Genomic DNA, 12,654 nt, shown 5'->3' with positions numbered 1-12,654 from the left:
AGTGCCGTTCCGCTTCGGATCTCAGCCCTGCATCTTCGGCTCCGGAGCACCTGGGGAGCGTCGGACGCGCAGCAGGGCCGCCGGGCCGGATGCGGCGGACGACTTCGACCGGGCGACCCGATCGCGGCCTTCCCGGGTGAGGTCGCCATACGGACCACGCGGGCGGCGTTGTCCGTAGGGCGGCCGAGCCGGAGGGATGGCGCTCCCTCCGCTTCCCTCCGGAACTTCACTTCGTGAACCGAGCCTGGACCTTGTGGCCCTCGGAGAGCGTGGCCGAGACCACGACGCGGGCACCCGCACCGAGCGGGGCCGGCAATGTTCCGACCAGACGGTTCGGTGCGGCGGGCGTGAGCTGGACCGTGGTGGTCTTGCCCCCTTCCTGAACGACGGCGCGGGCGCCCGACCGGCCGCTCGTCGGCTTCTTGTCGTCGTCGAAGAGGTAGATGACGAGTTCGGTCCCGTTCGACACCATCTCGACATCGTGACCATCCGAGACGGTCACGATGCCGCCGTTCGGTCCTTTCGCCTGGGCGAGCGCAGCGAGCGGCAGGGTGGAGATAACGACGGCGAGGGCGAGGCGCTTCATGGGTGGTCTCCTTGCGTAAGGGGTCAGAACGCCTCGGCCGGCGTGAGCGCGCCGGCTCGGGCCGCCTGGATCCTCTCCAGCGGCTTCCGGCCGAAGGCGAGGAACAGGAGGGGGGTGAGGAGCGTGTCGAGCAGGGTGGCCGAGATCAGGCCGCCGAAGATCGTCACGGCCACGGGGTGCAGGATCTCGCGTCCCGGCTCGCCGGCACCCGAAAGAAGCGGGATCAGGGCGAGACCTGCCGAGAGCGCCGTCATCAGGACGGGAGTCAGACGCTCCAGGCTGCCGCGCATCACCATCCCGCGGCCGAACACCTCGCCTTCGAACAGGACGAGATTGATGTAGTGCGAGATCTTCAGGATGCCGTTGCGGGCCGAGATGCCCGCCAGCGTGATGAAGCCGATCATCGAGGCGAGCGAGAGCTCCTGCCCGAAGACGTGCAGCGCCGCCACGCTGCCGATGAGCGCCAACGGAACGTTGCCGAGCACGATGAGGGCCAGGACCGCCGACTTGTAGCGGCTCACCAGCACCACGAAGATCAGGGCGAGCGACACCAGGGCGAGCAGGCCGATGCGCAGCGTCGCCTCCTCGCGCTCCTTGAACGAGCCCTCCAGACTGGTCGAGTATCCTTGCGGCAGCGGCGTCTCGGCCACGCGCGAACGGATGTCGGCGACGAGCGCGGCCATGTCCCGCCTGCCGTCGCTGTTGGCGGTGACGGCGATGCGGCGCTGTCCGTTCTCGCGGTTGATCTGGTTGGGACCGTCCGTCTCCTCGACGCGGGCGACGAAGCGGAGCGGGATGTGGCCGGCCGGAGACGCGATGAGGAGGTCGACGAGGCCCGTGGTGGAGCGATCCTGGTCGGAGAGGCGCATCACCACGTCGAAGCGGCGGTTGCCCTCCACGATCTGCGACACTACGCGGCCGTTCGACATGGCCTCAAGCGCCTGGGTGACCGCGGCGGGGGTGAGCCCGTAGAGGGCGGCCCGCTCGTAGTCCACGTTCACGCGCAGCTGCGGAATGCGCACCTGCTTCTCGACACGGAGGTCGACCAATCCAGGGATCCCGGCCAGGCGGCCGCGCAGGCGCTCGGCGAGCGTGCGCAGGGTGTCGGTGTCCTCGCCGTAGACCTTGAGCGCGATCTGGGCCGGCAGGCCGGAGAGCATGTGCTCCAACCGGTGCGCGATCGGCTGGCCCATGCTGATCGACACCGGCAGCACCGAGAGCCGTTCGCGCAGGTCGGCCAGCACCTCGGCCTTGGGCCGGTCGGAGCGGGCCAGGTCGACGTCGAGTTCCGAGTTGTGGACGCCCTCGGCGTGCTCGTCGAGTTCGGCGCGGCCCGTCCGACGCCCGACCGAGCGCACCTCCGGCACCTCGCGCACGATCCGCTCGGCGACGGCACCCAGGCGGTTGGACTCGGCCAGGGAGATGCCCGGATTGTACTGGAGGGTGACCAGCACCGTGCCCTCGTTGAAGTCCGGCACGAGCTTGCCTCGCTTCAGGAGCGTGGCGCCGTAGACGGCGGCCAGGAACACCACCGCCACACCGACGTAGACGACCGGCTGGCTGCGGAAGGCCCAGTCCAGGAGCGCACGGTTGCCCCGCTTGAGCACGCGTACGAGGAGGCTGTCGCCGGAGTGCCCCGCCTTGCGCCCCGACAGCAGATAGTAGGCCAGGACCGGCGTCACCGTGATCGAGGTCAGCAGCGAGCCCAGGATCGAGACGATGTAGGCCACACCCAAGGGCGCGAAGAGCCGGCCTTCGATGCCGGAGAGGGCAAACAGGGGAATGAACACCAGGATCACGATCATCGTCGCGTAGACGATGCCGGAGCGCACCTCTTGGGAGGCCGCCGCGATCACCTCCAGCACGGGCTTGGGCTGGGGCAGGTGGGCGTTCTCGCCCAACCGCCGGATGATGTTCTCGACGTCGACCACGGCGTCGTCGACCAATTCGCCGATGGCGATGGCGAGGCCGCCGAGCGTCATCGTGTTGATGGAAAGGCCGAAGGCATCGAACACCAGCACCGTGACCAGGATCGAGATCGGGATGGCGGTGAGCGAGATCAGCGTCGCCCGCACGTTCAGGAGAAAGAGGATCAGGATCACGGCCACCACCCCGGCCGCTTCGAGCAGCACGCGCTCGACGTTGGCGATCGAAGTCTCGATGAAGGTGGCCTGGCGGAACTGGATGTTGGTGACGGCGATCCCCGGGGGTACCGACTTCTGGATCTTCTGCAACTCCTCCTCGATCCGGAGCGTGAGGTCGACCGTGTCGGCGTTGGGCTGCTTCTGGATGCCCACGATCACCGCCGGCCGGCCCCGGTAGCCGGCATCGCCCCGCTTGACCCGGGCTGCGAAATCCACCCCCGCGACCTGCTTCAGGAAAATGGGTTGGCCTTGGCGGTAGAGCACCACCGTGTTCCGGAGATCCTCGATCCGTTTGGTCAGGCCGACGTTGCGGATCAGGTACTCCCGGCCGTGCTGGTCGACGAAGCCGCCGCCGGTGTTGGTGCCGAAGCGCGTGATGGCCTGCTCGATCTGCTCGGAGGTCACCTCGAGCGCCTGCATCGCGGCCAGGTTGGGAACGACCCGGTACTGGCGTACCTCGCCGCCGATCGGGATCACCTGCGCGACGCCCTGCAGGGTGAGAAGCTGGGGCCGGAGCACGAAATCCGCGACCTCGCGCACCTCCATGGGCGTGGCCGTCTCGCTGGTGACCGCCACCAGCATGATCTCGCCCATGATGGAGGTGACCGGCCCCATCTGCGGATTCACCGTGCGCGGCAGGCGCTCGCGCACGAGGGCGAGGCGCTCCGCCACGAGCTGGCGCGAGCGGTAGATGTCGGTGCCCCAGCCGAATTCGACGTAGACCACCGACAGCCCGACCCCGGACACGGATCGCACGCGCGTGACGCCCGGCATTCCGTTCATCGTGGTCTCGATGGGGAAGGTGACGAGCTGCTCGACCTCCTGCGGGGCCAAGCCCTCGGCCTCGGTGAGCAGGGTCACGGTGGGACGGTTGAGGTCGGGGAAGACGTCGACGGGCAGGCGCGGCAGCACGAAGCTGCCGTAGGCGACCAGCACGAGGGCAGCCGCCAGCACGAACAGGCGGTTCTTCAGGCTCGACGTGACGAGAAGGTTGAACATGGCGGTTTCCGACGAGCAGACGGCTCAGCGCACTTGGTTGATCAGTTCGGCGCCGCGCACGACGACGCGCTCGCCGGCCTTCAGGCCGTCGCGCACGACCACGCGGGCGGCATCGAACGCTTCGGTGCGTACCGGCCGCCCCTCGAAGCGCTCGGGGGCGGTGTGCAGCCAGACGAGAGCGTCGCCATTGGCGGCCCGCACCACGGCGTCGCGGGGCAGGATGAAGCCGGTGACCTCCGATCCGTTGCGGGCCACCACCGTGAGGGGCTGCCCGACGCTGACCGAAGCCGGGGGGTCCAGGATGGCGAAGTGGACCACGGTCGCATGCTGCTGGAGCGCGCGGCTGGAGCCCTGGAAGCGAAGACGCATCGAAGTGCCGTCGCCGCTGAGGGCGGTGGCGTCCGCGATCTTCGTGGGGTCGACCTCGCCGTAGACTAGCGCCTCGGCCCAGAACCCTTCCGGATGCACGATCTGGAACAGCACGTCCTGCGATTGCACCACTTGGCCCGCGACAACCCTGGCATTGGCGATCACGCCATCGATGGGTGCCCGCAGAACCTCCGGCTCGACCCGGGACTGCCGCACGATCTCGCGGCGTCGGCGAAGGCCCACCAGCTCGGCCTCCGCATCGACCACCTGGCTGCGCGGCGTGATGTTGTCCGCGGCGAGCCTGCGAAGGCGCTCCAACTTCCCCTCGGCGACCGTGATGAGCTGCTCGATCTCGCCCGCCCGCTCCGCGATCGTGGTCTGGTCGGCCAGAGGAAGGGCCGGCTCGACCGTGGCCAGGATGTCGCCTTTCCTCACGGATTGGCCGATGCGGGGGAGGCCGCGCTCGGGCGCGCTCACCCGGCCGCCGTTGATGCTCTGCACGAGGCCGGAGCGGTTCGGGTCCGCGATGACGCGGCCGATGAGCTGAACGCCGCGTTGTGCCGTCTCAGGTCTCGTGACGGCCGTTCTGACCTCCATGAGTCGCTGCGAGGGCTTGGGCAGGAACACGTTGCCATCGGGCAGGCGCTGAGGCGCGTCGGAGGTGGCAGCGGCGGCCGTTCCGGGACCGTGATCATGGCCTTCGTGGGCGAGCGCGTAACCGGCCGAAACCAGGAGAGCGGTCAGACCGACTGCCGTTGCCGGTACCCAGCGCGACCGGCTGCGCAACGCCAGGCCGAGCAGCAGACCGAGGACGAGTGTTCCGCCGGCGAGGGAGTAGGGGCTGCCGGTGCCCGCTCCGAGCGATCGCAGGCTCTGGCGGATGCCTTCGATCCCGGACGTCGATGCCGTTGACGCAACAGCGGACGGCTTGGCCGGCAGCGGCAAGGTTCCGATCAGGAGATCTTCGCCGCCCGGAGCCTGCACGTTGAACACCACCTCCAGCGGGCCGTGCCCGGCGAGCTTCGGCGACGAAACCGTGTAGGTGCCGTCCGGGGTAGCCTCGGCCGCAACCTCCGCATCGCCCAGAGTCGCCGTGATCCTGGCGTCCGTGACGGGCGCGTTGTCGGCGGACCGGTCGAGGTAGAGCGTCAGCCGCCCCTGCTTCAGGATGCCGACGAGCTCGTACTGGTCGGAGTGGGTGGCAACCCGCGGCGACCCGGCGCCGGCTGCCAGGGGCGCATCGTTGCCGTGGTCGTGCCCCTCGTGGGCCGGTGCTCCGGTCGAGGTCGCGGCGAGCAGGAGGCAGGAGAGGACGAGAGCGGGCAGGCCGGCGAGCACGACCGCAAGGCGGCGCGGGGCGCCGTGGTAGGGATTGAACATGGAATATCCTCGGACGCGGTGTCTCGGCACTCGCATCCCGGAGGCGGGACGCAAATGCGCCAGGGCACGTCAGAGGAGTCTGGGCGGTCTTCTCAGGCCCTCGGGCTGCATGCCCGGTAGCACCGTGGAAGCGAGATGGGGTAGGCTCGTGCCGGGGCCACGCAGAACGAGCCCAGCCCTGAGCTCGGGCGCAAGGGTCGAAGTGGTGGCGTGACAGTACGAGCAGTCGGGCATGTCGGGCACCGCGACATCGCCCTCGTCGGCCATCCCGACCTCATGCAGGGAGGCAGAACCGCCGTCGGTCCCGGCGCTCGCGACGCCGGAGCCGTGGGAGTGTCCGGAGGCGTGGAGACCCGCATGTGCCGAACTCAACACCGCGAACACGGCGACCACCGCCAGCATAAAGCTGACGACGAAGCGGCGCATGTTGGTGGGAACGGCGTGCAAGTCTGAACTCCGGCATCGCGGGATACACGACGGGGGCGGATGTTTCAATCGGCCGTCTCGCGAGCGTCGAGCCGCACGGAGCGGACGAGCGGAAGGCGTGCACGGGAAGCGATGGCGGACTCTGGCCCGGCCGGGGCTGGGCGCTCAGTCGTCGTCATGATGATGGTATCGGCGGTGCTCGATGATCCGCTCGCGCACGTGATCGTGGTCGCCATGATGACGGCGGATGCGCACATGATCATGATCGCCGTGAGGCTGGATCTCGACGTGCTCATGCCGTTGATGCAGCCGTGGACCATACTCATGGTACTGGGCCGAGGCGACGACGGGGAACAAGCCTACTCCGACCGCCAGGGCCGTGACGACATGATTCTTCATGGACGTGCCTTTCAGCGTTCTGACTTGAGCATGTCCTCGCCGTGCCGATCCAGCGCCGAAAGCCGTGGTCGGCCGACAGACGGGAGGTTGCCCGGTCGGTCTGCTGCTGCGTCGGTTCCGTCGACGCAGCAGCGCCACCCCGAGATCGCGGAATCCGCGGCTCAGTAGTGGTGATGGTGGCCACGATGGTGGTGGTGATGGTGGTGGCCCCAGCCGTAGTAGCTCGGCCGGTAGTGATGATGGTGGTGGCCCCAGTGATGACGGTGGCCCCAGCCATGGCGATGATGGTGATGACCCCAGCCATGATGATGGTGACCATGTCCTCCCCACTGGGCCTGCTGCACGGTGGGAGGTGCGTCCTGCGCGGCAAGGCCGACGGAGGCCCCGAGCGGCATGGCTTGGGCGGAGCCGGCGGACACCGCAGCGGCGAGGGCAAGGGCGGACAGGAACGGAAGGGCGCGCTTCAGCATGGCAGTCTCCTGAACCCGGTGCAGGTTCCTCAAGCGTGACAGATCATCGCCGGCTCGCGCCGGCCTTCGGAACTCGCAGGTTCCCGCGCCCGAAGCTGAGCGACGTATTGGTTCGTCGCCGTTGCTAGGCAGGACCTGGAGGTGCTCTCACGGTGACTTAAGAAGCCACGATACCGATGTGACGTACCGCACTCTGTGACACGCTGGATGAGTATTTGCTGAACGACGCCTTGCGCCTGTGCCTCATTGCGCCCAGGTTGGGTCAGCCCCCGCACGCGCCGGGGCTTCAGGCCGCAAGACCCTTGCTCCTCTAGCGGCTGGAGCTTCCATGGTGCGGGTTGGATGCGGTTCGAGGGAGACGGCACGGATGAGGCATCTTCGGATCGGGACAATAGCTCTAGGCTTGGCAGCCGGCTTGGCGACGACGGCGTTGGCTCACGATCACCCCGCCCCGAACGGTGGCCAGATCAAGCAGATCGGCCCCTACGAGGCCGAACTCGTGGTGAAAGGCTCGGAGATGACCCTGCACGTCCTCGACGAGCAGGACAGGAAGGTCGACGCCTCGACCCTATCCGCCACAGCCATAGTCCTCGCGAAGGGCAACGAGCAGAGGACCGTCGAGATGAAACCAGCCGGCGACAACCGGCTTTCCGGCAAGGTGGATTTCGCCGTCGACGGGAAGTTCCGGGCGACCGTGTCGCTCAAGACCGCCAAGGGAGAGGCCGGCAAGGGCCGCTACACTCTCGACGCGAGCCGCTAGGAAGCCCAGGATGGACCTGTGACGCACGTCGCGACCAGCACGATGCCGAGGAGCAACCGCCGCGACGCGGTCGCCTGGTGGCGTGCGCTCGTGCGGAGCGTTGCCTTAGTCCTGGCCCTTCTTCTCGCTTTGCCTGTCCAGGAGATTCCGGCCGGCGAGACCCCGCTCCATGAGGCCCTTCACCTGACCCTGGTCGTCGCCGATGCGGACCACGACGGCGCGCCCGCCGATGGGCACGTTGCCCACTGCGCTCACTGCGCCTGCCGCCATGCGGCAACTCCCGCGACCGCGCCGCCCATGCCCGTCGCCACCCCGGTCACGGGTGTCCGCTACGCTTGGTCCGACGACGCAGTCCACGTCCGCACGACCGCCCCGCCCCTCAAGCCGCCCCGCGCCTGACACCCGGGACGGCCGAGCCGGTCCCGAGTGGACGCTGCCCTGGCGCGAGGGCCGGGGCCCCTGTCCAGGTTGAGCTCGACCTAGATCGCCCGTAGCGGTCCGCATGGGGAATTCAGAGATGTTCCGTCACCTGTTGGTCCCGGCCGCCCTGGCGGTAGGTGTCGCCGTGGGCGCCCTCGTGCCCGAGGTGTCCACCGGCGCCAAGTCGCTCGTCGCGGCCTCCGGCCTCGACGCCCTCGTCAAGCCCAAGCCGACCGGCGGCGGCGGACATGCCGGGCACTCCCATGGGCATGGCGGGCACGGACACGGGCACGGCGAAGGCGAGAAGGGCTCCGAGGGCGTTGTCACTCTCACGCCTGAGCAGATCTCCGGAGCCAGGATCGAGGTGGCGCCCATCGACAAGGGCGTGTTGAGGCGCACTCTCGCCGTGCCCGGGACGGTGGTGCCCGACGCCGACCGAATCGCCCGCGTCGCCGCCAAGGTCGTCGGCACCGTGGCCGAACTGCGTAGGCGCATCGGCGACACCGTGACGAAGAACGAGATCGTGGCGGTGCTCGACAGCCGCGAGGTGGCCGACGCCAAGAACGACTTCATCGCCGCCGTGGTCGGCCTGGAGCTGCAGCAGACCCTGTTCGAGCGCGATCACGAGCTCTGGGACAAGAAGGTCTCGGCCGAGCAGCAGTTCCTGCGCGCCCGGACCGCCCTGATCGAGGCGCAGCTCAAGGTGGACCTTGCCCGACAGAAGCTCTCGGCCCTCGGCGTGCCCGATGACGAAGTGAGCGCGCTCGCGGTCAAGTCGCCGCCTGCCAAGCTCGCGGCCGGCGAGGACGAGCACTTGGTCGGCCTGCGCCGCGCGCCGATCCTCGGACTGCAGCGCTACAGCCTGCGGGCGCCCATCGCCGGCCGGGTCATCGAGCGCAAGGTGGACGTCGGCTCCCCGGTCAACGACGAGGGGCAGGAGAAGGAGATCTACACCATCGCCGACCTGTCGCGCGTCTGGGTCGAACTCGCCGTGCCGACGGGCGACCTTGCCGCGATCAAGGAAGGCCAGGCGGTGACGCTGACGCCTGGCCCCGAGGGCAAGGACTCCCCCGGCAAGATCGTCTTCGTCAGCCCGATGCTGAACCAGGACACCCGCTCGGCCAAGGTCATCGCCGCGGTCGACAACCCCGACCTGGCCTGGCGGCCGGGCTCCTTCGCCACGGTCCGGGTCTCCGTCGAGGAGCAGCCGGTGGACCTGCGTCTGCCCCGCGGTGCCTTGCAGATCGTCGGCGGCGAGCAAGTCGTGTTCGTGCGCACCAAGGAGGGCTTCGAGAAGCGGGAGGTCGTGCTCGGCAAGGGCGACGAGGAGGCCGTCGAGGTCGTCTTCGGGCTCGACGCCGGCGACGAGGTCGCGACCGCGAACTCCTTCGTCCTCAAGGCGGAACTCGGCAAGGCCGAGGCCGAGCACCAGCACTGAGGGGCGCCGTCATGATCTCCCGCATCCTCGCCTTCTCGGTGCGGCAGCGCTGGCTCGTCCTGCTGCTGTCGCTGCTCGCCGCGGCGCTCGGGATCTACTCCCTGACCAGGCTGCCCATCGACGCGGTGCCCGACATCACCAACAACCAGGTCCAGGTGAACACGGTGGTGCCCCAGCTCTCGCCCTTCGACGTCGAGAAGCAGGTGACCTATCCGATCGAGACCGCGCTCGCCGGCATCCCCGGCCTGGACTACACGCGCTCGCTCTCGCGCAACGGCTTCTCGCAGGTCACGGCCGTGTTCAGCGAGGCCACCGACGTCTACTTCGCCCGCCAGCAGGTGAACGAGCGCCTCGGGCAGGTGAAGGGTGACCTCCCGGCCGGGGCCGAGGTCCGCATGGGCCCGATCTCCACGGGCCTCGGCGAGATCTACATGTGGACCGTCCATTACGCCCGCCCGGCCAAGGAAGCCGTCAAAAATGGTCAACCGGGCTTCCAGTCGGACGGGAGCTACTTGACGCCCGAGGGGCAGCGCCTGCGGCCAGGCTTCGAGCAGGCCGCCTACCTGCGCACCGTGCAGGATTGGATCGTCAGTCCGCAGCTCAAGACGGTTGCCGGCGTTGCCGGCGTCGATGTGATCGGCGGGTTCGAGAAGCAATATCACGTCCAGCCGGATCCGGCGAAGCTGATCGGCCTGGGTCTCTCCTTCAAGGACCTCGCCGAGGCCGTCGAGCAGAACAACCAGAACCGCGGAGCGGGCTACCTGGAGCGCAACGGCGAGGGCTATGTCGTCCGCTCGGCCGGGCGCATCGAGAGCATGGAGGAGATCGGCCGCATCGTCGTCGCCACCCGCGGCGGCGTGCCCGTCAGGGTGTCCGACGTGGCCGAGGTGCGCATCGGGCGCGAGCTGCGTACCGGCTCGGCGAGCGAGAACGGCGAGGAGGCCGTGGTCGGCACGGCCCTGATGCTGATCGGCGGCAACAGCCGCACCGTCTCGGCTGCCGTCGACGCCCGCCTGAAGGAGATCGCGCGCTCGCTCCCGCCCCAAGTCGAGATCCGCACCGTCCTCGACCGCACGCTGCTGGTCGATGCCACCATCCGCACGGTCGCCAAGAACCTTCTGGAGGGCGCGGGCCTCGTCGTCGCGGTGCTGTTCCTGCTGCTCGGGAACTTCCGCGCGGCCCTCGTCACGGCACTCGTCATCCCAGTCGCCATGCTGATGACGATGACCGGGATGGTGCAGGGGCGGATCAGCGCCAACCTGATGTCGCTCGGCGCGCTCGATTTCGGCCTCATCGTGGACGGCGCCGTCATCATCGCCGAGAACTCGCTGCGCCACCTCTCCGAAAGGCAGCAGGAGGCCGGGCGGACGCTCACCCTGCAGGAGCGGTTGGCGACCGTGCACGCCTCGGCCGAGGAGATGATCAAGCCCTCCGTCTACGGGCAGGCCATCATCCTGCTCGTCTACGTCCCACTCCTCACCTTCTCGGGCGTCGAGGGCAAGATGTTCGCGCCGATGGCCCTCACGGTCATCATCGCGCTTCTCTGCGCCTTCGTGCTGTCCCTGACCTTCGTGCCGGCCCTCATCGCCATCGTCATCACGGGGCGAGTGCAGGAGAAGGAGAACCTCTTCATCCGCGGTCTCAAGGTGGTCTACCGCCCGGCGCTCGCGGGAGCGTTGCGCTTCCCCATGACGGTGGTGGGCCTCGCCGTGCTGCTCTTCCTGGGTAGCGGGCTGCTGTTCCTGCGGCTCGGGCAGGAGTTCATTCCGCAGCTCGACGAGAAGAACCTGGCGATGCACGCCATGCGCATTCCGTCCACGTCCCTCACCCAGTCGCAGGAGATGCAGCTCGCGGTCGAGAAGGCCGTCACCGCCTTCCCGCAGGTGGCCTTCGTGTTCAGCAAGACCGGCACGGCGGAGGTCGCCACCGACCCGATGCCGCCGAACGTCTCGGACACTTTCATCATGCTCAAGCCGCAAGCGGAATGGCCCGACCCGGGCCTGCCGAAGGACGAGCTCATCGAGCAGATCCAAGCCGCCGTGAACAAGGTGCCCGGCAACAACTACGAGTTCACGCAGCCCATTCAGATGCGCTTCAACGAGCTCCTGGCCGGCACCCGCGGCGACCTCGCCGTGAAGGTGTTCGGCGAGGACTTTCCCGCGCTCCTGCCGGCCGCCAACCGCGTCGCCGGCATCCTGCGCGGTGTCGAGGGCGCCCAGGACGTCAAGGTCGAGCAGGTCTCGGGGCTGCCGGTGCTGGAGATCAAGGTCGACAAGGCCGAGATCGCCCGGCTCGGTCTGAGTCACGCCGCCGTGCAGGACGTCGTAGGTGCCGCCATCGGCGGGCGCGAGGCGGGCGTGGTGTTCGAGGGCGACCGCCGCTTCGACATCGTGGTGCGCCTGCCCGACCGGGTGCGCGACGACATCGAGGCACTCCGGAACCTTCCGGTGCCCTTGCCGACCGGGGGCAAGGCGGCTTCGGTGCCGCTTCGGCAGTTGGCATCCTTCCACTTCTCGGAGGGTCCGAACCAGATCTCGCGCGAAAACGGCAAGCGGCGCATCGTCGTGACCGCCAACGTGCGCGGGCGCGACATCGCCTCGGTCGTGGCGGAGGCGCAAGGCAAGGTCGCCTCCGAGGTCCAGCTTCCGGCGGGCGCCTGGGTGACCTGGGGCGGGCAGTTCGAGAACCTCGCCGCGGCCCGCCAGCGCCTGATGGTGGTCGTGCCGGGCTGCTTCGTCCTCATCTTCCTGCTGCTCTACTCGGCGCTGGGCTCGCCCCGGGACGCACTCCTGGTGTTCAGCGCGGTACCGTTGGCGCTGACCGGCGGCATCGTCGCCCTGTGGCTGCGGGACATGCCGTTCTCGGTGCCGGCGGCGGTCGGCTTCATCGCACTTTCCGGCGTGGCGGTGCTCAACGGCCTCGTGATGCTGACCTTCATCAAGCACCTGATGCAGAGCGGCATGGAAAAACGCGCGGCGATCGTCGAGGGGGCGCTCACCCGCCTGCGCCCGGTGGCGATGACCGCCCTCGTGGCCTCGCTCGGCTTCGTGCCGATGGCGATCGCCACCGACACCGGAGCGGAGGTGCAGCGCCCGCTCGCCACCGTCGTGATCGGCGGCCTGATCAGTGCGACCCTACTCACCCTGGTCGTGCTGCCGGCTCTCTATGCCCGGTTCGGGACGACGAAGGCCGCGGCCCCTGCCATCGACGTGCCGGAGCGTTCGACCTACCCGCGCCTGCGGCAAGCGGCCGAATAGGAGGTG

Annotated in this window: 10 protein-coding genes; 4 read left to right on the top strand and 6 right to left on the bottom strand. The window is 68.8% G+C overall.

Annotation, left to right across the window (positions count from 1 at the left end; translation table 11 throughout):
• Positions 1 to 226: 226 nt before the first annotated feature.
• The 4 genes from MFF61_RS03260 to MFF61_RS03245 all read right to left on the bottom strand — a co-directional run bounded on the left by MFF61_RS03260 (position 227) and on the right by MFF61_RS03245 (position 5,925).
• Positions 227 to 586, bottom strand: a complete 360-nt coding sequence (locus MFF61_RS03260) for a hypothetical protein (RefSeq protein ID WP_238233688.1) — start codon at positions 584 to 586, stop codon at positions 227 to 229.
• A 23-nt stretch (positions 587 to 609) separates the two neighbouring features.
• On the bottom strand, positions 610 to 3,729 hold the full coding sequence (locus tag MFF61_RS03255) for an efflux RND transporter permease subunit (RefSeq protein ID WP_238233687.1): 3,120 nt from the start codon (positions 3,727 to 3,729) through the stop codon (positions 610 to 612).
• 24 nt (positions 3,730 to 3,753) lie between these two features.
• Positions 3,754 to 5,436 (bottom strand): efflux RND transporter periplasmic adaptor subunit, encoded by a 1,683-nt coding sequence (locus MFF61_RS03250; RefSeq protein WP_238233686.1) that lies wholly within the window; start codon positions 5,434 to 5,436, stop codon positions 3,754 to 3,756.
• Between the two features lie 111 nt (positions 5,437 to 5,547).
• Entirely contained in the window at positions 5,548 to 5,925 is a 378-nt protein-coding gene (locus MFF61_RS03245; RefSeq protein ID WP_238233685.1) for a hypothetical protein, read from the bottom strand.
• 156 nt (positions 5,926 to 6,081) lie between these two features.
• On the opposite strand from MFF61_RS03245, the gene MFF61_RS03240 reads away from it, so the two are divergent.
• The gene (locus MFF61_RS03240) at positions 6,082 to 6,471 is read left to right on the top strand and encodes a hypothetical protein (RefSeq protein WP_238233684.1); all 390 of its coding nucleotides are present in this window, start codon (positions 6,082 to 6,084) and stop codon (positions 6,469 to 6,471) included.
• Here the strand turns inward: MFF61_RS03240 and MFF61_RS03235 are convergent.
• Positions 6,465 to 6,773 carry a hypothetical protein gene (locus MFF61_RS03235; protein WP_238233683.1) on the bottom strand — a complete coding sequence of 103 codons (309 nt, stop codon included), beginning with the start codon at positions 6,771 to 6,773 and terminating at the stop codon, positions 6,465 to 6,467. The two genes, MFF61_RS03240 and MFF61_RS03235, sit on opposite strands and share 7 nt — an antisense overlap.
• A gap of 367 nt (positions 6,774 to 7,140) precedes the next feature.
• Between MFF61_RS03235 and MFF61_RS03230 the strand changes: the two genes are divergently transcribed.
• Positions 7,141 to 7,533: an adenylosuccinate synthase gene (locus tag MFF61_RS03230; protein WP_238233682.1), complete on the top strand. Its 393-nt coding sequence runs from the start codon at positions 7,141 to 7,143 to the stop codon at positions 7,531 to 7,533.
• 105 nt (positions 7,534 to 7,638) lie between these two features.
• Here MFF61_RS03230 and MFF61_RS03225 read toward each other — a convergent pair whose 3' ends face one another.
• Complete coding sequence (locus tag MFF61_RS03225; RefSeq protein ID WP_238233681.1) at positions 7,639 to 7,803, bottom strand: hypothetical protein; 165 nt, start codon at positions 7,801 to 7,803, stop codon at positions 7,639 to 7,641.
• 247 nt (positions 7,804 to 8,050) lie between these two features.
• Here MFF61_RS03225 and MFF61_RS03220 point away from each other — a divergent pair, with 247 nt between their 5' ends.
• Positions 8,051 to 9,391, top strand: coding sequence for an efflux RND transporter periplasmic adaptor subunit (locus MFF61_RS03220; RefSeq protein WP_238233680.1), 1,341 nt, complete (start codon positions 8,051 to 8,053; stop codon positions 9,389 to 9,391).
• 11 nt (positions 9,392 to 9,402) lie between these two features.
• Positions 9,403 to 12,648, top strand: coding sequence for an efflux RND transporter permease subunit (locus MFF61_RS03215; protein WP_238233679.1), 3,246 nt, complete (start codon positions 9,403 to 9,405; stop codon positions 12,646 to 12,648).
• Positions 12,649 to 12,654: the final 6 nt, after the last annotated feature.

Source organism: Methylobacterium isbiliense (assembly GCF_022179325.1).
GTDB classification, from domain to species: domain Bacteria; phylum Pseudomonadota; class Alphaproteobacteria; order Rhizobiales; family Beijerinckiaceae; genus Methylobacterium; species Methylobacterium isbiliense.
Note: the sequence above shows the minus strand (reverse complement) of the source record. Positions and strands in the feature narration are given on the sequence as shown.